Below are 26659 nucleotides of genomic sequence, written 5' to 3' on the forward strand. Positions count from 1 at the left end.
CACCGGCGCACCCGGGCCGGCCCGCGCCGGTGTCCGGTGCCCTCAGCCCGCGACCGCCGGCGCGGCGGCTGCCGCGCGCAGCCGCTGGGCCCGCTGGGTCCGCACCCCGTCGACCGTGAGCAGCACCAGGGCCACCCACACCAGCCCGAAGCCCCACCAGCGCGCGGGCAGCATCGTCTCGTGCAGCACGAGCACGCCGATGACCAGCTGCAGCACCGGCGCCAGGTACTGCAGGCTGCCGACGACGCTCAGCGGCAGGCGGCGCGCGGACTCCCCGAACAGCAGCAGCGGCAGCGCCGTCGCGATCCCGGTCCCGGCCAGCGCGAGGGCGTGCCACACGCCGGTGGCGGTGAACGTGGAGCCGCCCGTCGTCCCCAGCCAGACCAGGTACACCGCGGACACCGGCGCCAGCACGAGGGTCTCGGCGGCGAGGCCCGGAGCGGCGGCGACGCTGCGCCCCACGCGGTTCTTGAGCAGCCCGTAGACGCCGAACGACCCGGCGAGCGTCAGCGCCACCCACGGCAGCCGCCCGAGCCCGACCGTGATGACGACCACCGCCGCGACGCCGAACCCGAGCGCCACCCACTGCGTCCGGCGCAGCCGCTCGCGGAGCACGACGACGGCGAGCAGCACCGTGACGAGCGGGTTGATGAAGTAGCCGAGGGCGGCGTCGACCACGTGGCCGCCGAGCGCCGCGAACACGAAGGTCAGCCAGTTGACCGCGAGCAGCACGGACGCCGCCGCCACCAGCGCCATCGTCCGGCCGGCGCGGAGCACGACCCCGAGCGCCCGCCAGGTGCGGGTGGCCGTCAGCACGACCGCGCAGAAGACCAGCGACCACAGCACCCGGTGCGCGACGACCTCGACGGCGCCCGACGGCTTCAGCAGCTCGAAGTACAGCGGCAGGACGCCCCACAGCAGGTAGGCACCGACGCCGGCGGCGAGCCCGCGCGGGTCGAGCGCGCCGGTCGCGGCGGGGGCTGCGGGGGTCGCGGCGGCCGTCACGGGGCCGCCGGGGGAGGACGGGGAGGGGGTGCGCACGACCCGACGCTAGCGCCGCCCGCCGACGCGCCCCGACCCCGTCCGGGCCCACGCGGGGAGAACGGCGGGATGTCGCGGCAGATCGGCAGAGGTAAGGGCGTCCTACACTGGGCGGCGTCCCCTAAGGAAGGCACCTGCGTGACCTCGAACCGCCCTGTCCGCGTGGCCGTCGTCGGCGCCGGCCCCGCCGGCATCTACGCCTCGGACATCCTCAGCCGCTCGGGCCTGGACGTGTCCATCGACCTCATCGAGCGGCTGCCCGCGCCGTTCGGGCTGGTGCGCTACGGCGTCGCCCCGGACCACCCGCGGATCAAGCAGATCATCGTCGCCCTGCACAAGGTGCTCGAGCGGGGCGACATCCGGCTGATCTGCAACGTCGACTACGGGGTGGACCTCAAGCTCGAGGACCTGCGCCGGCACTACGACGCGGTGGTCTTCGCGACCGGCGCGATCAAGGACGCCGACCTGCCGATCCCGGGCATCGACCTGGAGGGCTCCTACGGTGCCGCCGACTTCGTGTCCTGGTACGACGGGCACCCCGACGTCCCGCGCACCTGGCCGCTGACCGCGCAGCACGTCGCGGTGCTCGGCGCGGGCAACGTGGCGCTGGACGTCGCCCGCATCCTCGCCAAGCACGCCGACGACCTGCTGCCGACCGAGGTCCCGCAGAACGTCTACGACGGCCTCAAGGCCAGCCCGGTGACGGACGTGCACGTGTTCGCCCGCCGCGGCCCGGCCCAGGCCAAGTTCTCCCCGCTGGAGCTGCGCGAGCTCGGGCACGTCCCGGACGTCGACGTCGTGGTGTACCCGGAGGACTTCGACTTCGACGAGGGCTCGATGGCCGCCATCCACTCGTCGAACCAGACCAAGCAGGTCGTCAAGACGCTGACCGACTGGACGCTGAAGGAGCCGGAGGAGCTGACGGCGAGCCGCCGCATCCACCTGCACTTCCTGCACAAGCCGGTCGAGGTGCTCGGCGAGGACGGCAAGGTCGTCGGGCTGCGCACGGAGCGCACCGCGCTGGCCGGCGACGGCACCGTGGCGGGCACCGGGACGACGCACGACTGGCCCGTGCAGGCCGTGTACCGGGCGGTCGGCTACTTCGGGTCGCCGCTGGTGGACGTGCCGTTCGACGAGGCCAAGGGCGTCATCGCGAACCGGGAGGGCCGGGTCGTGGACGTCGACGGCGAGCCCGTGCCCGGCGTCTACACGACCGGCTGGATCAAGCGCGGCCCCGTCGGCCTGATCGGGCACACCAAGTCCGACGCGAGCGAGACGATCCGGCACCTGGTCGAGGACGCCGGCGACATCACGGAGCCGGGCAACCCGTTCCTGTCCGCCACGGAGGCGGACCCGCAGGCGGTCGTCGACTTCCTGACCGCGCGGGGCGCCCGGCCGATCCACTGGGCCGGCTGGGAGCTGCTGGACGCGTACGAGCGGTCCCTCGGGGAGCCGCACGGCCGCGAGCGGGTCAAGGTCGTCCCGCGCGAGGACATGGTGCGGATCGCCCTGGCCGAGGCGGCCGGCGAGGCCTGACGCCCGTCGAGCGGGCTCGAGTGGGGCGTTCTGCCCGACACGCCGCGCGTGTCGGGCAGGACGCTCCGCTCGTCTCCGGCCGGGGAGCGGGCGAGCCGGTCAGCCCGTGAAGCGGCGCAGGAAGTCCTGGGTGCGCTGCTCGCGCGGGGCGCCCAGGACCTGCTCCGCCGGGCCGCGCTCGAGGATCCGGCCCTGGTGCAGGAAGCAGACCTCGTCGGCGACGTGCCGGGCGAACGCCATCTCGTGCGTCGCGACCACCATCGTCGTGCCCTCGTCCTTGAGCTCGCCGAGCAGGTCCAGCACCTCGCCGACCAGCTCCGGGTCGAGGGCGCTCGTCACCTCGTCCAGCAGCATCAGGGCCGGCTGCGTCACCAGCGCCCGGGCGATCGCCACCCGCTGCTGCTGCCCGCCGGACAGCTCGTCGGGGAACGCCTGCGCCTTCGCTCCGAGTCCGACCCGCTCGAGCATCGCGGCGGCGCGCTCCCGGGCCTCCCGCTTGCCGACCCTGTGCACCAGCCGCGGCGCCAGCGTCACGTTGTCGAGGACGCGCAGGTGCGGGAACAGGTTGTACGCCTGGAACACCATGCCGATCCGGGCGCGCACCGCGTTGGCGTCGACGCGCGGGTCGGTGACCTCCTGCCCGGCGACCTCGATGACGCCGTCGTCGACCTCATCCAGCAGGTTCACGCAGCGCAGCAGCGTCGACTTGCCGGAGCCGGAGGCGCCGATCAGCACGACCACCCGGTGCTCCGCGACGTCGAGCGACAGGTCGTCGAGGACGACGTGGTCGCCGAACGCCTTGCGCACCCGGTCGACGCGCAGCAGCGGGCTGCCGGCGGGGACGACGTCGGGGGAGGGGGCGTCGGGCGCGCTCATCGCATCGCCCCCGCGCCCGCGAGGCCGCTCTGCGACCCCAGCCAGCCGCCGCGCCTCGCCAACGCGTCCGTGAACCGGGTCAGCGGGATCGTGAGCAGCACGAACAGCACGCCCGCGACCACGTAGGGCGTGAAGTTGGCGTAGGTCGCGGTCTGGATCTGCGCCGCGCGCACCGCGTCCACGGCACCGAGGATCGAGATCAGGCCGGAGTCCTTCGACAGCGACACCAGGTCGTTCAGCAGCGGCGGGATCACCCGGCGCACGGCCTGGGGCAGCACCACGTGCCGGAGCGTCTGCCCCCGGGTGAGGCCCAGGGACCGCGCGGAGGCGACCTGCGACGGGTGCACCGACTCGATGCCCGCGCGGAACACCTCGGCGACGTACGCCGAGTACGTCAGGACCAGTGCCAGGCCGCCCAGCACGACCGCCGACGTCGGGACGCCCTGGAGCCGCAGCCCCGGCAGGCCGAAGCCGACCAGCAGCAGCACGAGGATCAGCGGCAGTCCGCGGAACACGTCCACGTACCCGGTGGCCAGCGCGCGCAGCGGGAAGAACGCCGGTCCGCGCAGGGTCCGCGCGAGCGCCAGCAGCATCGCCACGACGACGATCAGCACGGCGCACACCGCCATGACCCGCACGTTCAGCCACAGGCCCTCGAGCACCTTCGGCAGCGCGGCCCACGCGACCTCCGGGTCGAGGAACGACTGCTTGACCCGCGGCCACCCCGGCGAGCTCACCAGCCCGAGCACGGCGACGCCCGCCACCACGACGGTGCTCACCAGGGCGACGAGCGTCGAGCGGCGGGTCTGCCCGCGCCGGTAGGCGTCGCGCTCGCGCTGCCGGTCGGACGGCACCCACGCGGGGCGAGGAGCGCCCGGCGGCATCGCGGGTCCCGCGGGTCCCGCGGGCACTACTGCAGGACCGGCGCGCCGGCCGCGTCGGTGAGCCACTGCGACTCGAGGTCGGCGAGCGTGCCGTCCTCGCGCAGGGTGTCGACCGCCTCGGTCACCGGCTCGGTCAGCGACGAGCCCTTGTCGAGCACCAGGCCGAGCTGGTCGGCCCCGGCCGCGTCGTCGGCCGGCAGCTGGCCCACGAGCACGCCGCCGTCGAGCTCGGCCGCGGTGATGTAGAGCGCGGTCGGCAGGTCCACGACGATCGCGTCGACCAGACCGGCCTGGAGCGCCTGCTTCACCTGGTCGTTGTCGTTGAACACCTGGATGTCGGTGGTCGGGTCGATCGCGTCCTGCGCCACGGTGAGGCTCGTGGTGCCGACCATCGCGCCGAGCTTCGCGTCCTTCAGCTCGGCGATCGAGGTCGCGCCCGCGACGGACGAGCCCTCCAGCGTCACGACGGCCTGCGCGGTGTCGTAGTACGACGAGGAGAAGTCGAGGTTCTCGGCGCGCTCGGGGCTGATCGACACCTGGTTGATCGCGAAGTCGAACGACTTCGCGCCCGGGGCGATGATCTGGTCGAACGTGACCGGGACCCACTCGACCTGGTCGGCGTCGTACCCGAGCTGCTGCGCGACCGCGTACGCCACCGCCGCCTCGAAGCCCTCGCCGCTGCTCGGGTCGTTGCCGACGACCCACGGCTCGTACGCCGGGTCGGACGTGCCGATGGTCAGCACGCCGTCGGTGAGGGTGTCGAGCGCGCCGTCGGCGGCGGCGGACTCCGACGCGCCGGCGTCGGTCCCCTCGTCGACGGGCGCACAGGCCGCGAGCGCCAGCGCGCTCGCGGCGGCCAGAGCCAGGAAGCGGACGGTACGCACGGTGTCTCCTCGGGGAGTGGCGGGATCTGCGGGGTCAGGGTAGGGGAACTGCTGGACGGCCTGCAGCGTTGTCTGGAACGCGGGACGAGCAGTCGACCGCGACGACGGGAAGGACGGACATGGGGCACCGGCACTACAACGGCCTGAAGACGGCGCTGCTGTTCGGCGTGCTGTGGGCGGTGCTGCTCGGCATCGGTGCCTTCGTCGCGAACGGCCGGTACATCTTCCTGTTCGCCCTCGCCGGCCTGGCGATGACCGCGTACTCCTACTGGAACTCCGACAAGATCGCGATCCGCGCCATGCACGCGCGGCCGGTGTCCGAGATCGAGCAGCCCGCCATGTACCGGATCGTCCGCGAGCTCTCCACGGCCGCCCGCCAGCCCATGCCCCGGCTGTACGTGTCGCCGACCGCCGCGCCCAACGCGTTCGCGACCGGCCGCAACCCGCGCAACGCCGCCGTCTGCTGCACCGAGGGCATCCTGCAGATCCTCGACGAGCGGGAGCTGCGCGGCGTCCTCGGCCACGAGCTCATGCACGTCTACAACCGGGACATCCTCACGTCGTCGATCGCGGCGGCCGTGGCCGGCGTCATCACCTCGGTCGCGCAGTTCGCGCTGTTCTTCGGCGGCGGCAACGACCGCGACCGCGGCGGCAACCCGATCGCCGCGCTCCTCATGGTGTTCCTCGCCCCCGTGGCCGCGACCCTCATCCAGCTCGCGATCAGCCGCACCCGCGAGTACGACGCCGACGAGGACGGCGCCGCCCTCACCGGCGACCCCCTCGCGCTCGCCTCGGCGCTGCGCAAGCTCGAGCAGGGCACCGCCGCCCGGCCCCTCCCGCAGGAGCGGGACCTCGTGGACGTGTCGCACCTGATGATCGCGAACCCGTTCAAGGGCGCCGGGATGGGCCGGATGTTCGCGACGCACCCGCCGATGGCGGACCGCATCCAGCGGCTGGAGCGCATGGCGGGGTACGGCGGGGTCGAGCGGTACTGACGCCTCGGACGTCAGGGCGTCGGGGTGGCGCCGCCGAGCGACGAGGCCTCGTCCGGCGGGGTGCACGCGCGCACCGTGGCCGTCGGCCGCGGCTCGGTGGGCTGGGGGCCGTAGCGGCCCTCGGCGGAGCCGTCGCGACCGACGAGGCTGGACAGTCCGTAGGTCTCCCTGGCGCTCGTCGTGACCAGGACCTCGAGCCCGACGCCCTCCCGACCCTGGTGCAGGATCGACAGGGCCTCGTCGAGCACACACAGCGGGTTCGCGTCGTCCGCGGCGGTGATGCGCCCGGCGTACTGCGGCGGGAGCCCGAAGTCCCGCTGGAAACCGCAGGTCCTCCACGTCGGCGACGCCGGGGAGGTCCGCGACCTGCTCGAACAGGACGTCGTCAGCGACGGCGCCCTCGGCGGGTGTGTCGGAGGCGTCGTCTGTCGTGCCATGGGCGCAGCCGGTCAGCAGCAGGGCGATGCTGACGACGGCGCCGAGCGCCCGAGCGCTCACGGTGCGGTCACATCCCATCGGGTGACGGTCGCATCGCCCGTGAAGAACTGCTCCACGCCCTCGCGCCACGCGCGGACCGAGGGATCGTCGGAGCAGTCGACGATGGCGCCCGTCTCGGCGTAGACGCCCGTGCCGTGCGCGGCACCGACCGATGCCTCCGGCAGGACGCCGTCCCGCACCGTGCCCAGGTCGCGCTCCACGGTGACCCAGTTGGCCCGATCGGGATTCTCCCGGCCCTCGAGCATGGGCACCGCGTCCTGGTCGTGCTCCAGCGACAGGACCGAGACGGAGTCGGGGATGTCGAAGCGCGCGATCGGCGAACCACCCGTCACCACGCTCTGCACGGCGAACTGCTGCCGGAACGCGGGGTCGGAGGCGAGCGCGGCGGCGGTGATGCCGCCTTGGCTGTGGCCGGTCAGCATGACCGGATCGCCCGGGCGGATGCCTGCCTGCCGCATCGCTTCCGCCACCTGCTGCTGCATCAGGGTGGACCCGCCGGCCATGAGGCGGACGTTGGTCGTGAGATCCACGGGGTTGTCGCCCCGCCTCGGCCCCCACTCCTGCGTGCCGGGAATCTGGACGATGTAGGAGGACGACCCGTCGGCGTGCGTGACCTGGACGATCTGGACCTTTCCCTGGTCGGCCCCGATGGCGCTCTGCTGCTCGAAGATCTCGGCCGCCGACCGGGGCGCGAACGACCCGTCGAGCCGGTCGCTCAGCGTGACCCCCACCGTCCCGCTGTCCTGGAACATCCCGAACAGCCCGCCGGCGTTCACCAGCCCGCCGACCGCGTCCTCGTACGTCCCTGTCGGCCACGCACCGCCCGACAGCGCGAACGGCAGCGCGAGACCTCCGGCGGGTCCGCCGAGCAGGGTGCCGAGGCTCCACGTCGTCCCCTGGACCAGGCTCGGCGCCGTGCGGGTGAGCGACTCCAGGATCCAGGGGTTGTCGAACAGCCCGTCCATCCCGGCCTGACCGAGCGCGGCCGGGTCGACGTTCCGGGCGAGGAGCACGAGTGCGGGCCAGCCCGCCGGCGTCGCGAGCACCGCTCCCGCTCCGCCCAGCAGCACGACTCCGCCGCCGATCGCGAGGAACGGCAGCGCCGCCCCGAGCGTGAACCCGACGGCGTTCTGCAGCGCCTCCAGCACCCGCTGCTGCGTGCCGTCGACGAACTCGTACGTCGTCGCCGACGCCCGCAGCACCACGGCGGTGCCCTTGAGCTGGGTGCTCACCACGAGCAGCCCGTTCACCCCGATCGTCGCCGCCGCGACGGAGCCGGCCACCGCCGCGACCTCCCCTGGGCACAGCAGGGTCGCGACGGTGACGTCCGGGTGCACCGCGACGGCCGCGACGGGCCCGCTCCACTGCCGGACGTCGCTGCCCGCGGCGTCGAGCAGCCCGGCCTCGGAGCGCAGGTCCTGCAGGCGCGCCCCCATCCCGCCCGCGCCGCCGCTCACGCTGATGCTCACGCGTCGTCCTCCGTCGTCGCGGTCGTGAACCGGCCGGTCAAGTCGTAGAGCAGCGCGGCGCGCACGTCCTCGCGGCTGCGCGAGGTGTGCACGACCTGGCCGTCGGCGGTGCGGGTGAGCTCGACCCAGCCGGCGTCCGTCCGGAGCAGGCTGAGCGTCGAGACGTCCGTGCGGCCGCGGCTCGCGACCGAGACCACCAGGCTGCCGTCGGTGCCGCGCACGGCCGCCTCGACCACGGCGGGCGGCCCGCCGGCGCCGAGCTCGGCGCACAGAGCGTCGACGGTCGTCGTGTCGCCGGTGCGGATCGCCTGAGCGAGGGCGATGGTGAGCTCCTCGGGGACGGTCGCAGGGGCGGCGACGACGCGGACCGGCGCCGCGGGGACGTGCCGCAGCACCTCGTCGACGAGCTGCGAGGTCGGGAAGGCGCTGACCTCCACGCCGGGGCGCGGTGTGGTGCCCGCCAGGCCGCCGCCCGGGACGACGTCGACACCGCGCGCGAGGCCGGAGCCGGCGTCCGTGTCGGACCACAGCACGGCGAGGAGCGCCCGCTCACCCGCGGCGACGGCCACCTCGACGGCCACCAGCGCGGCCGCGCCGCCCTCGACCGCCGCGCGGAGCACGGGGTCCACGTCGGCGGGCGACCTCGCGGCGTCCGCGGCAGGCGGTGGTGCCGCGGCGGACCCGTCCCGGTCGACGGCGAGCACGCCGGCCCAGCCGGGGAGCCCGGGGACGCCCTCGCTGGCCGCAGCCCAGTCCTGCTCGCCGAGCCGGGCCCGGAACGCGCCGTCCACCGGCGCGAGCACGGCGGTCACCCGATCCTCCCGATGCGGTCGGCGATACCCGCCCAGTCGGGGGAACCGGGGGTGGGCAGGCCGCCGGCGACCGTGCCGAGCACGCCGCGGGCGGCGTCGCGGGCCGCCTGCTCCGCGCCGCTGAGCAGGTCGTCGGCGAGGTCGCCCAGCCGACCGACGGTGCGGCGGGCGTCGTCGATCCGGTCCTCGACGAACCGCATCGCCCGGCGGATCGCCGCCTGCCGGGCCTCGAGCTCGTCCGCCAGCCGGTCGAGCAGCGTCGCGGTGCCGAACAGCTGGTCCTGCGCGGCGGACACCCGCTGCCCGTGCTCGGCCAGGCGCTCGCGGTACCGGTCCGCCGCGAGGCCGACCCACTCGACGCCCGCGCCGGCCCGGACGCGGTCGCCCGTCCGGGCCACGTCCTCCGCGGTCGAGCGCACCCGCCTGGCGTGCTGCCGGATCGCCTCCGGGTCTCCTCCTGCCGTCATGCCCCCCGATGGAACCAGAGCTCAGGAGCGCCGAGAACCCCCGATCTCCCGCCTGTGGACAACCCTCCACCCGGCCTCCGCCGAGAACGCAGAAGGCGTGGGGTACCGGCACCCGGAACCCCACGCCTGCTGCAGTCTCGACGCCGGAGCGCCTCGGCGCCGGAGCGCCGGCGCCCGCGTCAGCGGTAGTTGATGAACTGCAGCGCCGCGTCGATGTCGTCGGCGCCCTTGAGCAGCGCGATGACCGCCTGCAGGTCGTCGCGGGCCTTCGCGGAGACGCGGACCTCGTCGCCCTGGATCTGCGTCTTGACGCCCTTGGGGCCCTCGTCGCGGATGAGCTTGGTCACCTTCTTGGCGATCTCGGAGGACAGGCCCTCCTTGATCGAGGCCTCCAGGCGGTACTCCTTGCCGGACGGCTTGGGGTCGCCGTCGCCGGTGTCGAGCGCCTTGAGCGAGATGTTGCGCTTGATCAGCTTGGTCTGGAACACGTCGAGGACCGCGCGCACGCGCTCCTCGGAGTTCGCGACCATGACGATCTTCTCGCCGCTCCACGCGATCGAGGCGCCGACGCCCTTGAAGTCGTACCGCTGCGCGATCTCCTTGATGGCCTGGTTCAGCGCGTTGTCGACCTCCTGGCGGTCGACCTTGCTGACGACGTCGAACGACGACTCGCTCGCCATGACTCCTCCTGACCTGTGGTGCGGGTGGTGCGGGGCCGGTTTCGGAACCGGCCCGAACCCTTGCTATCCTTCCATCCGCACCCCGGCGACGCAGTCACCGAGGCGCGCACCCTGGCGGGTTACCCGAGTGGCCAAAGGGGGCTGACTGTAAATCAGCTGGCATCGCCTACGGGGGTTCGAATCCCTCACCCGCCACGCACGGACGACGGGGCGTCCTCCTCACGGAGGGCGCCCCGTCGCCACGCACGGACGGGCTCGACCTGCTCCGGTGCGGGGCGCGACCGGCTCCGGCCTGCGGGATCACGCGGGCGGGGGAGCGGATTTCGCACCCGCCCCGGGCACCGTGTAGCCTGGTCCGCGCTGCCCCGATAGCTCAGTGGTAGAGCACTTCCTTGGTAAGGAAGAGGTCACGGGTTCGAATCCCGTTCGGGGCTCTGTGGTGTGTCGCAGGCCAGGATCGCTCCTGGCCGGCGTGCGCACCCGAGGCGGGGTAGCTCAGTTGGTGAGAGCGCACGACTCATAATCGTGAGGTCGCGGGTTCGAACCCCGCCCCCGCTACCAGCACTGAATCCAGTGGGGCGTCCGCCGGCGCCCGACGACGAAGATCCAAGCGCTTCGGGCGCGAGAGGTGGCAAGACCATGGCCAGCAAGAGCGCGGACGTCCGTCCGAAGATCACGCTCGCCTGCACGGAGTGCAAGGAGCGGAACTACATCACCAAGAAGAACCGTCGGAACGACCCCGACCGGCTCGAGATGAAGAAGTTCTGCCCGCGGGACGGCAAGCACACCGTCCACCGCGAGACCCGCTGACCTCTCGGCGACGCTGATCGTGGCCGTCAACCCCGAGTTCGCGGGACGCGAGTACCCGCCGAACGAGGCGTACGAGGTCGGCCGCGAGAAGCTCCGCGAGTTCGCGGAGGCGGTCGGGGCGACGCACCCGGCCCACACCGACGTCGACGCGGCGCGAGCACTCGGGTACCCCGACGTGATCGCGCCGCCGACGTTCGCCGTCGTCGTGGCGCAGCGCGCCGAGGCGCAGCTGATCGAGGACCCCGCCGCGGGCATCGACTTCAGCCGCGTCGTGCACGCCGACGAGCGGTTCATCCACCACCGCCCGATCCACGCCGGTGACCGCCTGGTCACCGTGCTGCACGTGGACGCGGTCACCGAGCGCGCCGGTCTGTCGATGGTGACGACCCGCGCCGTGATCCACGCGGAGGACGGCGAGCCCGTCGCGACCGTGACGTCGACGCTCGCGGTCCGGGGGGAGGGCGCCTGATGGCCCCCGTCCTCGAGGACCTGGCCGTCGGCCAGGAGGTCGGCCGCCGCGAGATCGCCGTCGACCGGTCCCGCCTGGTGCGGTACGCCGGCGCGTCCGGCGACTTCAACCCGATCCACTGGAACGAGCGGTTCGCGACCGAGGTCGGCCTGCCCGGCGTCATCGCGCACGGCATGTGGACGATGGGCGCCGCCGTCGGCGTCGTCTCCGACTGGGTCGGGGACCCGGGCGCGGTCGTCGACTACCAGACCCGGTTCGCCCGGCCCGTGCCGGTGCCGGACCCGGACGGCGCCACCGTCGAGGTCGTCGCCGTCGTCGGCGCGCTCGACGCCGGCACCGGCACCGCGCGGATCGACCTGACGGTCACCGCCTCGGGTGCGCGCGTGCTGGCCAAGTGCCAGGCGCTCGTCCGCCTCTCCTGAGGGGCAGGCTCTCCGCGCCCGCACCGGGTTCCCTGCGCTGTGTCGCGCCGCCCCCGGATCGATCGGGGGGTGGCGCGACGATCGGGTGGGTATCCGCCCGCCCGGCCCGCCCGGCCCGCCCGCTCAGGCCGCCGGCGCCGGCCCCGTCGTCGTGCCGGGGCGCAGGTGGACCGGGAGGACCTCGTCCGGCGGGGTGTCCCCGGCCAGCAGGGCCTCGATCGCCCGGCCGACGGCGGCGCCCTTCTCCGCGATCGGCTGCGCCACGGTCGTGAGCACGTCCGGCGCGAGCCACGGCAGGTCCAGCCCGTCGAACCCGGCGACCGACACGTCCTGCGGCACCCGCAGCCCGAGCTCCCGCGCGCCCAGCACCACGCCCGACGCGAGCAGGTCCGACTGCGCCACGACCGCCGTGGGCCGGGTCTCCGCGGGTCCGGACAGCAGCGCCTGCGCCGCCGCGTGCCCGTGCTCGACCAGCGACGCGGGCGTCTCGTACACGGCGACCGGGGTGACCCCCGCGTCGGCCAGGCCGTCCAGCCGGCGCCGCGCGATCGACCAGGTGATCTGCCCGAGCCGGTCGGCGTCGGCGAGCCCGCTGCGCCGGTCCGGCCCGAACGGCAGCGTCACCGTGGCGATCCGCTCGTGGCCGAGGCCGGTCAGGTGCCGGGTGAGGTCGGCGACGCCCGCGCGGTCCTCGATGCCGATGGTCACGACGCCGGGCAGGTCCTGCCCCTCGACCACGACCATCGGGATGCCGCGCCGGCCGAGCGCCTGCAGGGTCGGGTCGTCCAGGGTGCCGCCCCAGATGAGCACGGCGACGTCCATCGCGGCGGACTCGACCAGCGGGTCCACCGCGGGGGCGCCGGGCTCCAGCGAGCCGGGCACCAGCAGCACGCCGAGGCCGAGCGGGCTGATGGTGTCGACCAGGCCGTCGAGCAGCTGCACCGACACGGGCTCGCGGAACGAGCGGCGGAGCGCGTCGCCGACGACCACGCCGACGATCCCCGACCGCCCGCTGCGCAGCTGCCGCCCGAGCGGGTTCGGCCCGGCGTAGTCCAGGCCGGCCGCGGCGTCGAGCACGCGCTGCCGGGTCGCCTCGGCGATCGGCCCGGCGCCGGAGAAGGCGAGGGACGCGGTCGAGACCGAGACCCCGGCGGCGGCGGCCACGTCGGCCAGGGTCGGTCGCTGGGACACCGCGGCGCCTCCGGGTCCGGGGCTCGGGGGTGAGGGGCGTCACCGTCCCCGTGAGTCGTTGACGCCGTGGCCAGCGTACCCGCAGACTTGTGCCGTCCCCCGAATCGATTCGACCCGTGCGCTCCGACTCGCGGTCGAATCGATTCGAACCGGGCCTCGACCCGGCCGGGACCTCGTCTTGACCACCCCCTTGCACCGATCTGGAGCTGCTGTGAGCCAGCCGCGGGCCCGCGCCGGGCGCGCCCCCATCCGCCCGGCCAACCGCCGACCCCGACCTGAGGCGCCCGTGACCGGCGGCCGCCGGCCGGGCCGGGTCGGCCGGGTCGCCGCGTCGACCCCGCGACCGCCCGTCGACCCCGCCGTGCACCGGGCGCGCTGGCTGCTGATGGGCCTGTTCGCCCTCAGCGGCCTGATGCTGTCCGGCTGGCTCGCGCGGCTGCCCGCGGTCCGCGCGGCCCTCGACCTCGGCACGGCCGAGCTCGGCGGCCTGCTCATCGCCGGCTCGATCGGCTCGCTCGCCACCGTGTCGGTCGCCGGGGTGCTGGTCAACCGGTTCGGCGGGCGCGCGGTGCTGTACGTGTCCATGGTGGCGTTCGCCGCCGCGTACGTGCTGATCGGCATCGGGCCGACGATCGGGTCCGTGCCGGTGCTGACCGCCGGCATCTTCCTGTCGGGCGTCGGCTTCGCGATCGGCAACGTGCCGCTGAACGTCGAGACCGCGGCCGTCGAGCGGCGCATGGGCCGCACCGTGCTGCCGCAGTTCCACGCCGCGTTCTCGATCGGCTCGGTGCTCGGTTCCGGCATCGGTGCGCTGTGCGCCGTGGCCGGCGTCCCCCTGCTCGCGCAGTTCGTCGCGACCGCCGTCGTCGGGACGGTGTGGCGCCTGCTGTCGGTGCCCGGTGCGGTCATCGAGTCGCTGCCGCCCGACCGGGCCGCCGTCGTCGCCGCGCGCGACGCCCGCGCCGACGGGCGGACGCCGCGCGAGGCGGGTCTCGCCGGGCGGCTGCGCGCCGCCCGGGTCCGCCGCGTCGCCCGCCCGGGCTCGGCCCTCGGCGCCTGGCGGGAGCCGCGCACCCTGCTGATCGGCGTCGTCATCATGTCCGCCGCGCTGTCGGAGGGCGCCGCCAACGACTGGCTCGCGATCGCCGTCGTCGACGGCTTCGACCAGGTCGAGGCCGTGGGCGCCGCGATGTTCGGCGTGTTCGTCGGCGCGATGACCCTGGTCCGGCTGCTCGGCACGCGGCTGATCGACCGGTACGGGCGGGTGGCCGTGCTGCGCACCTCCGGCCTGGTCTCGTTCGCCGGCCTCCTGCTGTTCGGCTTCGCGCCGTCGCTGCCGCTCGCGGCGGTCGGCATCGTGGCCTGGGGCTGCGGCGCCGCGCTGACCGTCCCGCTGGGCATCGCGGCCGCGTCCGACGACCCGCTGCGCGCGGCGAGCCGGGTCGCCGTCATCTCGTCGTTCTCCTCCACGGCGTCCCTCGCGGCGCCGCCGCTGCTGGGCCTCGCCGCCGAGCTCCTCGGCACCCGGCACGCGCTGCTGCTCATCACGGTGGCGATGGTCGCGTCGGTGCTGCTGGCCCGGACGGTGCGCCGCCCGGACGGCGTCGCCGACGCCGCCCTCGCCGCGCCGGCGCCCGCCACCGACGACCCGGCCGCCCCCGTGGCCGCCACCGCCGCGCCCGTCGCGGTCCCCGCGCTCGACCTCCCGGGGCAGGACGCCGTGTGCGTGCCCTCCGGTAGCGTCCGACGAGAGCCCGCCGGCGAGCACCCTTCGCACCCGACCCGCACGACCTCCCGTGGAGCCCCGCGATGACGCACCCCACCCCGGCCGCCCCCCGCGCCGTCCGCACCGCCTCGGTCGCGGTCTTCGTGGTGTTCGCCCTGTCCGGGTTCAACTTCTCGAGCTGGGCGGCGCGGCTGCCGGCGATCCGGGACGCCCTCGGCCTCTCCGAGGCCCAGATGGGCCTGCTGCTGCTCGTCGGGTCGTGCGGGTCGCTGGTGGCGCTGCCGCTGTCGGGGCTGGTCGTCACCCGGATCGGCGCCGTGAAGGCCGTCGCCGGGTTCGCGCTGCTCAACGCGGCGGGCCTGTCGATCGCGACCGTCGGCGCCGCGATGGGCGAGGTGGTGGTGACCGCCGCCGGTCTCGTCGTGTTCGGCGTCGGGACCGGCGTCTGGGACGCCGCGATGAACCTGGAGGGCGCGATGGTCGAGCAGAAGCTCGGCCGGACCGTCATGCCGCGGTACCACGCGGGCTTCTCGCTCGGCACGGTCGTCGCCGCCGGCATCGCCGCCGTGGTCGCGGCGGCGCACGTCCCGGTGCAGGTGCACGTCCCGGTCGCGGTCCTGCTGTCGTCGGTCGCGGTGCTCGTCGCCGTGCGGTCGTTCCTGCCCGCGGGGCAGCACGCGGCCGCCGCGGACGGCGAGCACGCCGCGCACGCCCCGCGGTCGGTGTTCGCCGCCTGGCTGGAGCCGCGCACGCTGCTCATCGGCCTGGTCGTCCTGGCCGCCGCTCTCACCGAGGGCGCCGGCAACGACTGGCTGAGCCTCGCGGTGGTCGACGGGTTCGAGCAGTCCGACGCCGTCGGTGCCGTCTCGTTCGGCGTCTTCGTCACCGCCATGACGGTCATGCGGTTCCTCGGCACGGCGCTGCTCGACCGGTTCGGCCGGGTCGCCGTCCTGCGGCTGTGCGCGGGCCTCGCGCTGGTCGGCCTGCTGATCTTCGGCCTCGTGCCGGACGACCTGCTGTGGCTCGCGCTGCTCGGCGCGGTGCTGTGGGGCATGGGCGCGGCGCTCGGCTTCCCGGTCGGGATGAGCGCGGCGAGCGACGACCCGCTGCACGCGGCCGCCCGGGTGTCCGTGGTCTCGACCATCGGCTACTCGGCGTTCCTCGCCGGCCCGCCGCTGCTCGGCCTGCTCGCGCACGAGGTCGGCTACCGGCACGCGCTGCTGGCGATCGCGGTCCCGATCGTCATCGGCCTGCTGGTGGTCAACGCCGCGGCACCGGCGCAGCAGGAGCCCGCGGACCGGCCTACGCTCGTCCCGTGACCACCGACGTCCAGTCCGCGACCTTCAGCGAGCTCACCACCCTCGGGGTGGGCGGCCCGGCCGACCGGCTCGTGGAGACGACCACCGAGGCCGAGCTGATCGACGTGGTGCGCACCGCCGACGCCGAGGGCGTCCCGCTGCTGGTGCTGGGCGGCGGGTCCAACCTGCTCGTCTCCGACGCGGGCTTCGACGGCCTGGTGGTCCGGGACGTCCGGCGGGACCTGACGACCCCCGACCACTCGGCGTGCGCCGGCGTCACCGTCACCGCCGCGGCGGGCACTCCCTGGGACGACGTGGTCGCGCACGCGGCCGCGCACCGGCTCAAGGGCATCGAGGCGCTGTCCGGCATCCCCGGCTCGACCGGCGCGACGCCGGTGCAGAACGTCGGCGCCTACGGCCAGGAGGTCGCGCAGACGATCGCCACGGTGCGGGTGTGGGACCGGCAGAAGAACCGGGTGCGGACGCTGCCCGTGGTCGACCTGCAGTTCGGCTACCGCACCTCGCTGCTCAAGCGGTCCATGCGCGCGCTGCCGGACGCCGCCGACCCGGGCGCCCCCTGGTACCCCACGCCGCGGTACGTCGTCCTCGACGTGACGTTCCAGCTGCGCGTCGCCGACCTCTCCGAGCCGATCCGGTACGCGGAGCTCGCGCGCGCCCTCGGCATCGCCGTGGGGGAGCGGGCGCCGCTGCCGGAGGTGCGCGCGACGGTGCTCGCCCTGCGCGCGCGCAAGGGGATGGTGCTCGACCCGACGGACCCGGACACCCGGTCGGCGGGGTCGTTCTTCACGAACCCGGTGCTGACCGAGGCGGACGCCGCGGCGCTCCCCGAGGACGCGCCCCGGTTCCCGGCCGGCGAGGGCCTCGTGAAGACCAGCGCGGCGTGGCTGATCGAGCAGTCCGGCTTCGCGAAGGGCTACGGCCTGCCGGGCCCGGCGGCGCTGTCGACCAAGCACACGCTGGCGCTGACGAACCGCGGCGGCGCGAACGCCGGCGACCTGCTCGCCCTGGCGCGCACGGTCCGGGACGGGGTCGCCCACCGCTTCGGCATCACCCTCGAGCCGGAACCGGTCCTGGTCAACGCGGACCTCTGACCCGCCCGCGGCGCATCAGCGCGGTGGGTTGATCAACCCGACGGTTGCGCAACCGGGTCGGCGGCAAGCCACGCGTCGACGCCGTGCAGCAGGCGCGCCTTCGTGCCGTCGGACGCCCGGCTCGCCCGGATCGACGCGCGCGCCAGGTCGGCGAGCTCGGCGTCCGTGAAGCCGTGCACCTCCCGGGCGGTGGTGTACTGCTCGACCAGCCGGGACCCGAACAGCAGCGGGTCGTCGGCGCCGAGCGCCACCGTCGCACCGGCGTCGACGAGGCGGCGCAGCGGCACGTCCTCGGGCCGGCGGTAGACCCCGAGCGACACGTTCGACGCCGGGCACACCTCCAGGGCGATCCCGCGGTCGACGATCCGGCGCAGCAGCGCGCCGTCCTCCGCCGACCGCACCCCGTGGCCGAGGCGGTCGGGCGCCAGCGACTCCAGGACGTCCTCGACGTGCGGCGGGCCGAGCAGCTCGCCGCCGTGCGGCACCGACGCCAGGCCCGCCCGCCGGGCGATCGAGAACGCCGGGGCGAACTCGGGGGTCTCCCCTCGGCGCTCGTCGTTGCTCAGCCCGAAGCCGATCACCTCGCCGGGGCCGTCGCCCGCGTACCGGGCGGCCAGCCGCGCGAGCGTCCGGGCGTCCAGCGGGTGCCGCATCCGGGACGCCGCGACGATCACGCCGACCTCGATGCCGAGGTCGGCGCTGGCCGACCGCGCCTCGTCCAGGACGATCTCCAGCGCGGGGGTGATGCCGCCGACCGGCGGGGCGTACGACGTCGGGTCGACCTGGATCTCGAGGCGTCCGGAGCCCTCGGCGGCGTCGTCGGCCGCGGCCTCCCGCACGATCCGGCGCAGGTCGGCCTCGCCGCGCACGCACGCGCGGGCCGCGTCGTACAGCCGCTGGAACCGGAACCAGCCCCGCTCGTCGGCCGGGACCCGCAGGCCCTCGCCGTCGAGCAGCGTGGCCGGCAGGCGGACGCCCCGCTCCACGGCCAGGTCGGCGAGCGTCTGCACGCGCATCGACCCGGTGAAGTGCAGGTGCAGGTGGGCCTTCGGGAGCAGGGCCAGGTCGCGCACCCGGCGAGTCTGCCCGATCCCCGGGCGCCCCGCCCTCTCCGCCGCGCCGGGGTCCCGCGCCGGCGCGAGGTCGAGGGTTCGTGCCGAGGTCGAGGGGTGGCGCGGGTGCTTCCCCGGGAGACCCTCGACCTCGGCGCGGGCTCAGGGCGCGGGGAGGAGGCCGCGCTGCATCGCGACCGTCACCGCACGGGTGCGGTCGTCGACGCCGAGCTTCGCGAACGACCGGAGCAGGTGCGTCTTCACGGTCGCCTCCGTGATGTAGAGCTCCCGGCCGATCGCGGCGTTCGACAGCCCGCGCGCCACCCCGGCGAGCACCTCGAGCTCGCGCGGGGTCAGCCGCTCGGCCTCGCCGCGCATCTGCTGCACGAGCCGGGACGCCACGGACGGCGACAGCGCGGACTCGCCGCGGGCCGCGCCGCGCACGCCGGCCACGAGCTGGTCGCGCGGGGTGTCCTTGAGCAGGTAGCCGGTGGCGCCGGCCTCGACGGCGCGCAGGATGTCCGCGTCGGTCTCGTAGGTGGTGAGGACCAGCACCCGCACCCCCGGCAGCTCGGCGACGATCCGCGCGGTCGCGGCGGCGCCGTCGAGCACGGGCATCCGCAGGTCCATCAGCACCAGGTCCGGCCGGAGCGCCCGCGCGGCCTCGACCGCGGCGGCCCCGTCGGCGGCCTCCCCGACGACCTCGACGTCCGGCTCGACGGTCAGCATGCCGACCAGGCCCGACCGGACCACCGGGTGGTCGTCCGCGACCAGCACCCGCACCACCGCCGCGCCGTCCTGCTGCTCCTGCGCGGTCACGCGGTCCCCGTCCCCGGGCCGGCGTGCGGCCCCTCGTCGCGGAGCGGCATCGCCAGCCGCACCCGCGTCCCGCGGCCGGGCTCCCCGGCCACGTCGAGCGTCCCGCCGCCGGCGGTGACGCGCTCCCGCATCCCGCGCAGCCCGACGCCCTCGGCGGTGCCGGGCGCGAGGCCCTGCCCGTCGTCCAGCACCTCGAGCGACAGGCTGCCGTCGTCCCGGACCAGCCGCAGCAGCACCCGGCGCGCGCCCGCGTGCTTGCGGACGTTCGCGAGCGCCTCCTGCGCGGCCCGCAGCAGCACGACCTCGGTGTCCCGGTCGGGCGCGCCGGCGTCGCCGAGCGCGACCTCGACGTGGACGCCGGTCTCGGCCTGGAACCGCTCGGCCAGCCGCTCCAGGGCCTCGGCGAGCGTGGCGTCCGCCAGCGCGGCGGGCCCGAACGCGGCGACCAGCGCCCGCGCCTCGGCCAGGTTCTCCCGGGCCACCTGCTCCACCTGGTCGAGCCGGTCCCGCGCCAGCTCCGCCCGGCCGGCGTCGAGCTGAGCCTGCGCGGTCTGCGCGAGCATGACGACGCTGGTGAACCCCTGCGCCAGCGTGTCGTGGATCTCCTGCGCCATCCGCTCCCGCTCCGCGAGCACGCCCGCGGCGTGGTTGCTCTCCGCGAGCTGCGCCTGCGCCGACTCGAGCCGCTCGAGCAGCTCGGCCCGCTCCTCGGACCGCTCGGCGACCCGGGTGATCCAGACGCCGAGCGCGAGGGAGAAGATCAGGCCGACCGCCATCTGCGCCACCAGCACGACCAGGTCGCGCGCCGAGGGGTGCTCGCCGGCCGCGAACGCCGCCGTCGCGATCGCGGTGCAGGAGCACACCGCGAGGACGACCGACGCCACGACGCCCTCCCGCATCGAGGCCGCGAAGAACCACACCTGGGAGAAGCCGACGAACAGCAGGATCGAGCCGATCGTGCTGACCCCGCTGCACAGCGAGACCACGAGCACCAGCACCACCAGGTACGCCCGGGTGAGCCGCAGGTCGCCCGTCCGCGCGCCGCGCCGGCCGACCAGCACGTACGCCGCCAGCAGCACGAGCAGCCCGCCGAGCGCCGCCCAGGTGGACCCGTCCGGCGGGTAGCCGTCGGCGACCGTGACGATCGAGATCGCGCTGATCGCCAGCAGCGCGTAGAAGGCGGCGTCCCACCCGGCCAGCGAGCGGCGCCAGAACATCGTCCGCTCGGACTCGGGCCGCGCGGACCCGGGGGCCGGCGCCGTCGCCCCGTCCGCCGGCCGCGTTCCGCTGATCACGGGCCCAGTGTGGCGCAGGTCAGCCGTCGTCACGCCGCCGCCACCGGAACGTCCGGACGCCGACCACCAGCCCGACGACCAGCCACGCCAGCAGCACCGCCGCGGTGGCGCCGTGCTGCCAGGACCCGGACGGCTCCAGCGAGGCCGCCTCGTCCGGCAGGAACACCGACCGCATGCCCTGGGCCATCCACTTGAGCGGGAACACCGACGCCACCTGCTGCATCCACGACGGCAGGTCGTAGAACGCGAAGAACACGCCGGAGATGAACTGCAGCACCAGCACGACCGGCGTCACCACGGCGCTCGCGGACCGGCCCGACCGCGGCAGGGACGAGAAGCCGACGCCGCACACCGACCCCGCCGCCACGCCGAGGACGAACACCCAGGCGAACGTGGCCCACCCGGCGGCGTCCGGCATGTCGACGTCGAACAGCAGCCCGGCGACCACCAGCAGCAGCGCCACCTGGACGACCGACACGACCAGCACCTGGCCGAGCTTGCCCAGGAAGTACGCGGTCGGCGGCAGCGGGGTGCCGCCGAGCCGCTTCAGCCCGCCCTCGTCGCGCTCGACCGGGATGGAGATGGCCAGCGACTGGAACGAGGACAGCAGCACGCCCGTGGCGATCATCCCGGGCAGGAAGTACTGCGCGAACGGGACGCCGTCCGCGACCTCCGCGCCGTCCTGGCCGAACACGGTGGCGAAGATCGCCAGCATGATGATCGGGTAGGCGAAGATGAAGATGATCGCGTCCCGCTCGCGGAAGAACCCGCGGATCTCGTAGCGGGCGCGCTCGACGCCGAGGCTCAGGGTCCCGGGCAGGCGGCCGGTCGGTGTCCGGCCCGTGGTGGTGGTGCTCATCGTGCGGCCTCCGTCGTCGCGAGGGCGGGCCGGGCCGCCGGGGTGCTGAGCTCGTCGTCCGCGATCAGCCCGAGGTAGATGTCCTCGAGCGTCGGCCGGACGACCTGCAGGCCGGGGACCTCGCCGCCGAGCCGGGCGCCGAGCGCCGCGACCACGGCCGTCGGGGTGTCGGTCTGCTCGCGGCGGACCTCGCCGCCCTCGGTCCACTGGACGACCGCCTGCCGGGCCGAGCGCCCGCCCAGGTCGGCCGGGGTGTCGACCGCGACGACCCGGCCGGACCGGACCACGGCCACCCGGTCGGCCAGGTGCTCGGCCTCCTCCAGGTAGTGCGTCGTCAGGAGGATGGTGGTGCCGCCGTCGCGCAGCCCGGACACCAGGTCCCAGAACGCGTGCCGGGCCTCGGGGTCGAACCCGGTCGTCGGCTCGTCGAGGAACAGCAGCTCCGGCCGCCCGACGATGCCGAGCGCGACGTCGAGGCGCCGCCGCTGGCCGCCGGACAGCTGCCGGCTGCGGGTCCGCGCCTTGTCGCGCAGGCCGACCGCCTCGATCACCTCGTCGGGGTCGCGAGGGTCCGGGTAGTACCGGGCGAAGTGGTGCACGAGCTCGGAGACCGTGGCCTCGGCGAGGTCGTGGGTGCCCTGCAGCACGATGCCGATGCGGGCGCGCCACTCGCGGCCCGCGGTCTGCGGGTCGGCACCGAGGACGCGCACGTCGCCGCCGTCCCGGTGCCGGTAGCCCTCGAGGATCTCGACGGTCGTCGTCTTGCCCGCCCCGTTGGGGCCGAGCACGGCGACGATCTCGCCGCGGGCCACCGTGAGGTCGAGCCCGTCGACGGCGCGCTTCTCGCCGTACCGCTTCTGCAGGCCGGTCACCCGGACCGCCAGGTCGCTGTCGTCCATGGCACCCAGCCTGGCGGGGCCGGTGCCGCGGCGGGACGACCGGCGGACGGGACGGCCCGTCCACCGATCGGTGGACGGGCGGGTCAGCCCTCGGCGAGCAGCGCCTGGATCCGGCCGACGCCCTCGGCGAGGTCGGCGTCGCCCAGCGCGTACGACAGCCGCAGGTACCCGCTCGGCCCGAACGCCTCACCGGGGACGACGGCGACCTCGGCCTGGTCGAGCAGCAGCGCGGCCAGCTCGGCGGAGGTGGTGGGCGTGACGCCGCGGAACGTGCGGCCGAGCAGGCCGTCCACGGCCGGGTAGGCGTAGAACGCGCCCTCCGGGGCGGGGATCACGACGCCGTCGATCTCGGACAGCATCGACACCATCGTCCGGCGGCGGCGGTCGAACGCCTCCCGCATCGCGGCGACGGCGGACAGGTCGCCGGTCAGCGCGGCGATCGCGGCGTGCTGGGACACGTTGGCGACGTTCGACGTCAGGTGGGACTGCAGGTTCGTCGCGGCCTTGACGACGTCGGACGGGCCGACCAGCCAGCCCACCCGCCAGCCGGTCATCGCGTAGGTCTTGGCGACGCCGTTCAGGACGACGGTGGTGTCCGCGAGCTCCGGGACGGCGGACAGCACCGGCGTCGCCACCGCGCCGTCGTAGGTGAGGTGCTCGTAGATCTCGTCGGTCACGACCCAGATCCCGTGCTCCAGCGCCCAGCGGCCGATCTCGGCGGTCTGCTCCGGGGAGTACACGGCGCCGGTCGGGTTGGACGGCGAGCAGAACAGCAGCACCTTGGTGCGCGGGGTGCGGGCGGCCTCCAGCTGCTCGACCGTGACCTTGTACCCCTGGTCGACGCCGGCGATCACCTCGACGGGCACGCCGCCGGCCAGCCGGATCGCCTCCGGGTAGGTGGTCCAGTACGGGCCGGGGAGCAGCACCTCGTCGCCCGGGTCGAGCAGGGTGGCGAACGCCTGGTAGACCGCCTGCTTGCCGCCGTTGGTCACGAGGACGTCGGCGGGGGAGATCGCGTAGCCGGAGTCGCGCAGCGTCTTGGCCGCGATCGCCTCCTTGAGCGCGGGCAGCCCGCCCGCGGGGGAGTAGCGGTGGTTCGCGGGGTTCCGCGCGGCGGCGACGGCGGCCTCGACGATGTAGTCCGGCGTGGGGAAGTCCGGCTCCCCGGCGCCGAAGCCGATGACCGGCCGGCCGGCGGCCTTGAGGGCCTTGGCCTTCGCGTCCACCGCGAGGGTGGCGGACTCGGCGATGCCCCCCACACGGGCGGACACGCGACGGGGGCGGGCGGGCTGGGCGGGGGCGGACGCGCTCACGGCACCATCCTCGCAGACCGGGCCCGGCCGACGCAGGGCCGTCCGCGGCGGGGCGCGCTCGTCCACGGGGGGCGGGGGGTGGTTCGACCCCGGCGCGCGCGTCGCGTAGAGTGGTCCTCCGGTGGTTGACGTCCACCATGATGAGCCGCGCCCACGAGGACGGTTCACCAGGACGCCGCCGCCGTAGGGTAGTGGCGCAATTGGTAGCGCACCGGTCTCCAAAACCGGCGGTTGCGAGTTCGAGTCTCGCCTGCCCTGCGCGTGTGGTCACGGACCGCGCGGCTCACCCGGGGACCTCCCGGGGCGCGGCCGCCGGCCGACATGAGGCGCCCGGCGACGGCCGGCGTCGAGAGACGTAGGGGATTCGATCAGGTGAGCGACTCGGCACCCGTGGCGGCGTCCGACGCGGGCGAGCCCGCGGAGCGGACCGGCGGCAACAAGAGTCGCCCGGAGAAGAAGCGCGGCCTGTTCGCCCGGATCGCCCTGTTCGTCCGCCAGGTGGTCGCAGAGCTCAAGAAGGTCGTCCGCCCGACCCGGTCCGAGCTGGTCACCTACACCGGCGTCGTGCTGGTCTTCGTGGCCGTCGTGATGGCGTTCGTGACCCTCGTGGACTTCGGCATCGGCCGGGCCACGTTCTGGATCTTCGGGGGCTGAGCCTCCGCGGCGCCCCCGCGGGGCGCACGTCACCTCAGCACCACCTTCCGCAGCAGAAAGCAGGTTCGCCCGTGTCGCAGGAATCGCAGGAGCCCGGTCTGGGTGCCGCCGAGTCCGAGCTCGACGACGCCCTGGCGTCGGTCGAGGCGGTCGAGGCCCCGGCCGCCGGCGAGCCCACGGACGAGGCGGCCGACGAGGTCGAGGCCGTCGAGGTCGACGCCGACGACGAGGCCGACGAGGTCGAGGACGAGGCCGGCTCCGAGGACGAGGCCGTCGAGGACGAGGCCGACGCCGACGAGGACCCGGTCGCCGCGTTCAAGGCGCAGCTGAAGTCCCAGTTCGGCGACTGGTACGTCATCCACTCGTACGCGGGCTACGAGAACCGGGTCAAGACGAACCTCGAGAACCGCATCCAGAGCCTCAACATGGAGGACTTCATCTTCCAGGTGGAGGTCCCCATGGAGGAGGTCGTCGAGATCAAGAACGCGCAGCGCAAGGTCGTGCGCCGCGTCCGGATCCCCGGCTACGTCCTCGTGCGCATGGACCTCACCGACGAGTCGTGGGGCGCCGTCCGGCACACCCCCGGCGTCACCGGCTTCGTGGGCCACACCCACCAGCCCGTCCCGCTGACGCTCGACGAGGTCTTCTCGATGCTCGCGCCGACGATCGAGGCGAAGGCCCCGACCGCCGCGCCGCAGCAGAAGTCGGCCACCCCGATCGAGGTCGACTTCACCGTCGGCGAGTCGGTCACCGTCACCGACGGCCCGTTCGACACGCTGCCGGCCACGATCTCCGAGATCAGCCCCGAGAACCAGAAGCTCAAGGTCCTCGTCTCCATCTTCGGCCGGGAGACCCCGGTCGAGCTGTCGTTCAGCCAGGTCGCCAAGATCTGAGCCGCCCGCCCCGCACCACGCGGGGCGCGCGCGGACGCAGCACTGCAACCGGGTCATCGCCCACGGCGTCGGCCCACGAGAGAAGAAAGGGTGGCTCATGCCCCCGAAGAAGAAGGTCACCGGCCTCATCAAGCTCCAGATCAACGCCGGTGCGGCGACCCCCGCCCCGCCGATCGGTCCGGCGCTGGGTCAGCACGGTGTGAACATCATGGAGTTCTGCAAGGCCTACAACGCGGCCACCGAGTCGCAGCGCGGCAACGTGATCCCGGTGGAGATCACGGTCTACGAGGACCGGTCGTTCACCTTCATCACGAAGACCCCGCCGGCCGCGGAGCTCATCAAGAAGGCCGCCGGTGTCGCGAAGGGCTCGCCCACGCCGCACACGGTCAAGGTCGCGACGCTGACCGCGGACCAGGTCCGCGAGATCGCCTCGACCAAGCTCGAGGACCTGAACGCCAACGACCTCGCCGCCGCCGAGAAGATCATCGCCGGCACCGCGCGCTCGATGGGCATCAAGGTCGAGGGCTGAGCCCCCGGCTCGACTGAACGACCGCCCGCCCCGGGACCTCCGGGGCGGGCGACCCAGTGGCAGGGCCCTGTGCGGCCCGACGACCACGACTGCTGAAGGAGAGAGAGCAGATGGCGAAGCACAGCAAGGCGTACCGCGCCGCGGCCGAGAAGATCGAGGCCGGCACGACCTACAACCCGCTGCAGGCGATCCGCCTCGCGCAGGCCACGTCGACCACGTCGTACGACGCGACCGTCGAGGTCGCCATGCGTCTCGGTGTCGACCCGCGCAAGGCGGACCAGATGGTCCGCGGCACGGTCAACCTGCCGCACGGCACCGGCAAGACCGCCCGCGTCATCGTGTTCGCGACCGGTGAGCGTGCCGAGCAGGCCCGCGCCGCCGGTGCGGACGAGGTCGGCGGCGACGAGCTGATCGAGAAGGTCGCGGCGGGTTACACCGACTTCGACTCCGCGGTCGCGACCCCGGACCTCATGGGCAAGGTCGGCCGTCTCGGCAAGGTGCTCGGTCCGCGTGGCCTCATGCCGAACCCGAAGACCGGCACCGTGACCATGGACGTCGCGAAGGCCGTCGCCGACATCAAGGGCGGCAAGATCGAGTTCCGCGTCGACAAGCACGCGAACCTGCACTTCATCATCGGCAAGACGTCGTTCTCGGACACCCAGCTGGTGGAGAACTACGCCGCCGCGCTGGAGGAGATCCTGCGTCTCAAGCCGTCGGCGTCGAAGGGCCGCTACATCACCAAGGCGACCGTCTCGACCACGAACGGCCCCGGCATCCTGCTGGACCAGAACAAGACCCGGAACCTCACGTCGGAGGACGAGGCGGCCTGAGCCCCCTCACCCGGTTCGCCGGAGGCCCGGCACCCCTCAGGGGGTGCCGGGCCTCCGGCGTGTCGGGCGTCCGCGCGGCGCGGAGCGCTCGTCGCCGTCCCCAGCGGATCGTCGCGACACCACCCGATCGATAGGGCGGTCCCGCGACGATCCGGTGGGGACCAGCGCGGCCGCGGCGCAGTCGCCGCGCGCACGGGCCGCGCGGCGCCGGGGGAGCCGTCCCTGCCGACGCCGCGCGGCGTTCGTGGGCCGGGAGGTCCCGGCCGGGCGGGCCTAATGGCCCGCGTGGCCCGTCTCGGCGGGCAGGCCGTGCGAGCCGTGCGGCACCGCGTGCGCGCCCGCGTCG

Annotated in this window: 28 protein-coding genes and 4 tRNA genes; 16 read left to right on the forward strand and 16 right to left on the reverse strand. The window is 74.6% G+C overall.

What is annotated here, in order from left to right; all coding sequences use genetic code 11:
• Positions 1 to 42: 42 nt before the first annotated feature.
• Complete coding sequence (gene rarD / locus FA014_RS06340; RefSeq protein ID WP_154728857.1) at positions 43 to 1041, reverse strand: EamA family transporter RarD; 999 nt, start codon at positions 1039 to 1041, stop codon at positions 43 to 45.
• A gap of 138 nt (positions 1042 to 1179) precedes the next feature.
• Here rarD and FA014_RS06345 point away from each other — a divergent pair, with 138 nt between their 5' ends.
• On the forward strand, positions 1180 to 2577 hold the full coding sequence (locus FA014_RS06345) for an FAD-dependent oxidoreductase (protein ID WP_230322921.1): 1398 nt from the start codon (positions 1180 to 1182) through the stop codon (positions 2575 to 2577).
• A gap of 99 nt (positions 2578 to 2676) precedes the next feature.
• On the opposite strand, the gene FA014_RS06350 is transcribed toward FA014_RS06345, so the two are convergent.
• From FA014_RS06350 to FA014_RS06360, 3 genes are read right to left on the reverse strand one after another with little or no spacing between them, the layout of a single operon-like run.
• The gene (locus FA014_RS06350) at positions 2677 to 3453 is read right to left on the reverse strand and encodes an amino acid ABC transporter ATP-binding protein (RefSeq protein WP_154728859.1); all 777 of its coding nucleotides are present in this window, start codon (positions 3451 to 3453) and stop codon (positions 2677 to 2679) included.
• Positions 3450 to 4337, reverse strand: coding sequence for an amino acid ABC transporter permease (locus tag FA014_RS06355; RefSeq protein WP_154728881.1), 888 nt, complete (start codon positions 4335 to 4337; stop codon positions 3450 to 3452). Before FA014_RS06355 ends, FA014_RS06350 begins: the two co-directional genes overlap by 4 nt.
• Positions 4338 to 4363: 26 nt before the next feature.
• Complete coding sequence (locus FA014_RS06360) at positions 4364 to 5221, reverse strand: ABC transporter substrate-binding protein (RefSeq protein ID WP_154728860.1); 858 nt, start codon at positions 5219 to 5221, stop codon at positions 4364 to 4366.
• A 119-nt stretch (positions 5222 to 5340) separates the two neighbouring features.
• On the opposite strand from FA014_RS06360, the gene htpX reads away from it, so the two are divergent.
• Positions 5341 to 6216, forward strand: a complete 876-nt coding sequence (gene htpX, locus FA014_RS06365; RefSeq protein WP_154728861.1) for a zinc metalloprotease HtpX — start codon at positions 5341 to 5343, stop codon at positions 6214 to 6216.
• Positions 6217 to 6227: 11 nt separating this feature from the next.
• On the opposite strand, the gene FA014_RS06370 is transcribed toward htpX, so the two are convergent.
• From FA014_RS06370 to FA014_RS06390, 5 genes are all read right to left on the reverse strand, one after another.
• Positions 6228 to 6464 carry a hypothetical protein gene (locus FA014_RS06370; RefSeq protein ID WP_154728862.1) on the reverse strand — a complete coding sequence of 79 codons (237 nt, stop codon included), beginning with the start codon at positions 6462 to 6464 and terminating at the stop codon, positions 6228 to 6230.
• 246 nt (positions 6465 to 6710) lie between these two features.
• Entirely contained in the window at positions 6711 to 8183 is a 1473-nt protein-coding gene (locus FA014_RS06375) for a hypothetical protein (RefSeq protein ID WP_154728863.1), read from the reverse strand.
• Complete coding sequence (locus FA014_RS06380; RefSeq protein WP_154728864.1) at positions 8180 to 8995, reverse strand: hypothetical protein; 816 nt, start codon at positions 8993 to 8995, stop codon at positions 8180 to 8182. The genes FA014_RS06375 and FA014_RS06380 overlap by 4 nt, the downstream gene beginning before the upstream one ends.
• The gene (locus FA014_RS06385; RefSeq protein ID WP_154728865.1) at positions 8992 to 9462 is read right to left on the reverse strand and encodes a WXG100 family type VII secretion target; all 471 of its coding nucleotides are present in this window, start codon (positions 9460 to 9462) and stop codon (positions 8992 to 8994) included. Before FA014_RS06385 ends, FA014_RS06380 begins: the two co-directional genes overlap by 4 nt.
• 179 nt (positions 9463 to 9641) lie before the next feature.
• A complete protein-coding gene (locus tag FA014_RS06390) occupies positions 9642 to 10142 on the reverse strand; it encodes a YajQ family cyclic di-GMP-binding protein (RefSeq protein WP_154728866.1) in 501 nt (166 codons plus the stop codon).
• Positions 10143 to 10255: 113 nt separating this feature from the next.
• Between FA014_RS06390 and FA014_RS06395 the strand changes: the two genes are divergently transcribed.
• The 6 genes from FA014_RS06395 (at position 10256) to FA014_RS06420 (ending at position 11843) form a co-directional block, all read left to right on the forward strand.
• A tRNA-Tyr gene (locus FA014_RS06395) sits at positions 10256 to 10337 on the forward strand.
• A 167-nt stretch (positions 10338 to 10504) separates the two neighbouring features.
• Positions 10505 to 10576, forward strand: a tRNA-Thr gene (locus FA014_RS06400).
• Positions 10577 to 10626: 50 nt separating this feature from the next.
• Positions 10627 to 10703 (forward strand) — tRNA-Met (locus FA014_RS06405).
• A gap of 78 nt (positions 10704 to 10781) precedes the next feature.
• Positions 10782 to 10952: a 50S ribosomal protein L33 gene (gene rpmG, locus FA014_RS06410; protein ID WP_154728867.1), complete on the forward strand. Its 171-nt coding sequence runs from the start codon at positions 10782 to 10784 to the stop codon at positions 10950 to 10952.
• 19 nt (positions 10953 to 10971) lie between these two features.
• The gene (locus tag FA014_RS06415; RefSeq protein ID WP_154728868.1) at positions 10972 to 11421 is read left to right on the forward strand and encodes a MaoC family dehydratase N-terminal domain-containing protein; all 450 of its coding nucleotides are present in this window, start codon (positions 10972 to 10974) and stop codon (positions 11419 to 11421) included.
• On the forward strand, positions 11421 to 11843 hold the full coding sequence (locus FA014_RS06420) for a MaoC family dehydratase (RefSeq protein ID WP_154728869.1): 423 nt from the start codon (positions 11421 to 11423) through the stop codon (positions 11841 to 11843). Before FA014_RS06415 ends, FA014_RS06420 begins: the two co-directional genes overlap by 1 nt.
• Positions 11844 to 11966: 123 nt before the next feature.
• Here the strand turns inward: FA014_RS06420 and FA014_RS06425 are convergent, their stop codons facing one another.
• Positions 11967 to 13034, reverse strand: coding sequence for a LacI family DNA-binding transcriptional regulator (locus tag FA014_RS06425; RefSeq protein WP_154728870.1), 1068 nt, complete (start codon positions 13032 to 13034; stop codon positions 11967 to 11969).
• 286 nt (positions 13035 to 13320) lie between these two features.
• Here FA014_RS06425 and FA014_RS06430 point away from each other — a divergent pair, with 286 nt between their 5' ends.
• From FA014_RS06430 to FA014_RS06440, 3 genes are read left to right on the forward strand one after another with little or no spacing between them, the layout of a single operon-like run.
• Positions 13321 to 14847, forward strand: a complete 1527-nt coding sequence (locus FA014_RS06430) for an MFS transporter (protein ID WP_230322922.1) — start codon at positions 13321 to 13323, stop codon at positions 14845 to 14847.
• Entirely contained in the window at positions 14844 to 16079 is a 1236-nt protein-coding gene (locus FA014_RS06435) for an MFS transporter (protein WP_154728871.1), read from the forward strand. Before FA014_RS06430 ends, FA014_RS06435 begins: the two co-directional genes overlap by 4 nt.
• Positions 16076 to 17170 carry a UDP-N-acetylmuramate dehydrogenase gene (locus FA014_RS06440; protein ID WP_154728872.1) on the forward strand — a complete coding sequence of 365 codons (1095 nt, stop codon included), beginning with the start codon at positions 16076 to 16078 and terminating at the stop codon, positions 17168 to 17170. Before FA014_RS06435 ends, FA014_RS06440 begins: the two co-directional genes overlap by 4 nt.
• 32 nt (positions 17171 to 17202) lie before the next feature.
• Here FA014_RS06440 and FA014_RS06445 read toward each other — a convergent pair whose 3' ends face one another.
• The 6 genes from FA014_RS06445 to FA014_RS06470 all read right to left on the reverse strand — a co-directional run bounded on the left by FA014_RS06445 (position 17203) and on the right by FA014_RS06470 (position 23407).
• Entirely contained in the window at positions 17203 to 18243 is a 1041-nt protein-coding gene (locus tag FA014_RS06445) for an adenosine deaminase (RefSeq protein WP_154728873.1), read from the reverse strand.
• A gap of 141 nt (positions 18244 to 18384) precedes the next feature.
• A complete protein-coding gene (locus tag FA014_RS06450) occupies positions 18385 to 18951 on the reverse strand; it encodes a response regulator (RefSeq protein WP_419178375.1) in 567 nt (188 codons plus the stop codon).
• Positions 18952 to 19037: 86 nt separating this feature from the next.
• On the reverse strand, positions 19038 to 20336 hold the full coding sequence (locus FA014_RS06455; protein WP_154728874.1) for a sensor histidine kinase: 1299 nt from the start codon (positions 20334 to 20336) through the stop codon (positions 19038 to 19040).
• A gap of 19 nt (positions 20337 to 20355) precedes the next feature.
• Positions 20356 to 21195 carry an ABC transporter permease gene (locus FA014_RS06460; RefSeq protein ID WP_154728875.1) on the reverse strand — a complete coding sequence of 280 codons (840 nt, stop codon included), beginning with the start codon at positions 21193 to 21195 and terminating at the stop codon, positions 20356 to 20358.
• Positions 21192 to 22094 (reverse strand): ABC transporter ATP-binding protein, encoded by a 903-nt coding sequence (locus FA014_RS06465; RefSeq protein WP_154728876.1) that lies wholly within the window; start codon positions 22092 to 22094, stop codon positions 21192 to 21194. Before FA014_RS06465 ends, FA014_RS06460 begins: the two co-directional genes overlap by 4 nt.
• Before the next feature lie 83 nt (positions 22095 to 22177).
• A complete protein-coding gene (locus FA014_RS06470; protein WP_154728877.1) occupies positions 22178 to 23407 on the reverse strand; it encodes a pyridoxal phosphate-dependent aminotransferase in 1230 nt (409 codons plus the stop codon).
• Positions 23408 to 23592: 185 nt separating this feature from the next.
• Between FA014_RS06470 and FA014_RS06475 the strand changes: the two genes are divergently transcribed.
• The 5 genes from FA014_RS06475 to rplA all read left to right on the forward strand — a co-directional run bounded on the left by FA014_RS06475 (position 23593) and on the right by rplA (position 26313).
• A tRNA-Trp gene (locus FA014_RS06475) sits at positions 23593 to 23665 on the forward strand.
• Between the two features lie 114 nt (positions 23666 to 23779).
• Complete coding sequence (gene secE / locus FA014_RS06480; protein ID WP_230322923.1) at positions 23780 to 24061, forward strand: preprotein translocase subunit SecE; 282 nt, start codon at positions 23780 to 23782, stop codon at positions 24059 to 24061.
• 71 nt (positions 24062 to 24132) lie between these two features.
• Positions 24133 to 24954, forward strand: a complete 822-nt coding sequence (nusG, locus tag FA014_RS06485) for a transcription termination/antitermination protein NusG (protein WP_154728879.1) — start codon at positions 24133 to 24135, stop codon at positions 24952 to 24954.
• Positions 24955 to 25051: 97 nt separating this feature from the next.
• Positions 25052 to 25483 (forward strand): 50S ribosomal protein L11, encoded by a 432-nt coding sequence (rplK, locus tag FA014_RS06490; protein ID WP_147795436.1) that lies wholly within the window; start codon positions 25052 to 25054, stop codon positions 25481 to 25483.
• Positions 25484 to 25593: 110 nt separating this feature from the next.
• Positions 25594 to 26313 carry a 50S ribosomal protein L1 gene (rplA, locus tag FA014_RS06495; protein WP_154728880.1) on the forward strand — a complete coding sequence of 240 codons (720 nt, stop codon included), beginning with the start codon at positions 25594 to 25596 and terminating at the stop codon, positions 26311 to 26313.
• Positions 26314 to 26659 lie beyond the last annotated feature (346 nt).

The organism is Cellulomonas hominis (assembly GCF_005239125.1).
In the GTDB taxonomy this organism is placed as follows: Bacteria; Actinomycetota; Actinomycetes; order Actinomycetales; family Cellulomonadaceae; genus Cellulomonas; species Cellulomonas hominis_A.

Bases quoted from the DNA above. Each gene is read 5' to 3' on its own strand.
- FA014_RS06350 (WP_154728859.1), bottom strand. From the start codon at position 3,453: ATGAGCGCGCCCGACGCCCCCTCCCCCGACGTCGTCCCCGCCGGCAGC.
- FA014_RS06355 (WP_154728881.1), bottom strand. From the start codon at position 4,337: ATGCCGCCGGGCGCTCCTCGCCCCGCGTGGGTGCCGTCCGACCGGCAG.
- htpX (WP_154728861.1), top strand. From the start codon at position 5,341: ATGGGGCACCGGCACTACAACGGCCTGAAGACGGCGCTGCTGTTCGGC.
- FA014_RS06385 (WP_154728865.1), bottom strand. From the start codon at position 9,462: ATGACGGCAGGAGGAGACCCGGAGGCGATCCGGCAGCACGCCAGGCGG.
- FA014_RS06390 (WP_154728866.1), bottom strand. From the start codon at position 10,142: ATGGCGAGCGAGTCGTCGTTCGACGTCGTCAGCAAGGTCGACCGCCAG.
- rpmG (WP_154728867.1), top strand. From the start codon at position 10,782: ATGGCCAGCAAGAGCGCGGACGTCCGTCCGAAGATCACGCTCGCCTGC.
- FA014_RS06420 (WP_154728869.1), top strand. From the start codon at position 11,421: ATGGCCCCCGTCCTCGAGGACCTGGCCGTCGGCCAGGAGGTCGGCCGC.
- FA014_RS06435 (WP_154728871.1), top strand. From the start codon at position 14,844: ATGACGCACCCCACCCCGGCCGCCCCCCGCGCCGTCCGCACCGCCTCG.
- FA014_RS06450 (WP_419178375.1), bottom strand. From the start codon at position 18,951: ATGCTGACCGTCGAGCCGGACGTCGAGGTCGTCGGGGAGGCCGCCGAC.
- FA014_RS06460 (WP_154728875.1), bottom strand. From the start codon at position 21,195: ATGAGCACCACCACCACGGGCCGGACACCGACCGGCCGCCTGCCCGGG.
- FA014_RS06465 (WP_154728876.1), bottom strand. From the start codon at position 22,094: ATGGACGACAGCGACCTGGCGGTCCGGGTGACCGGCCTGCAGAAGCGG.
- rplK (WP_147795436.1), top strand. From the start codon at position 25,052: ATGCCCCCGAAGAAGAAGGTCACCGGCCTCATCAAGCTCCAGATCAAC.
- rplA (WP_154728880.1), top strand. From the start codon at position 25,594: ATGGCGAAGCACAGCAAGGCGTACCGCGCCGCGGCCGAGAAGATCGAG.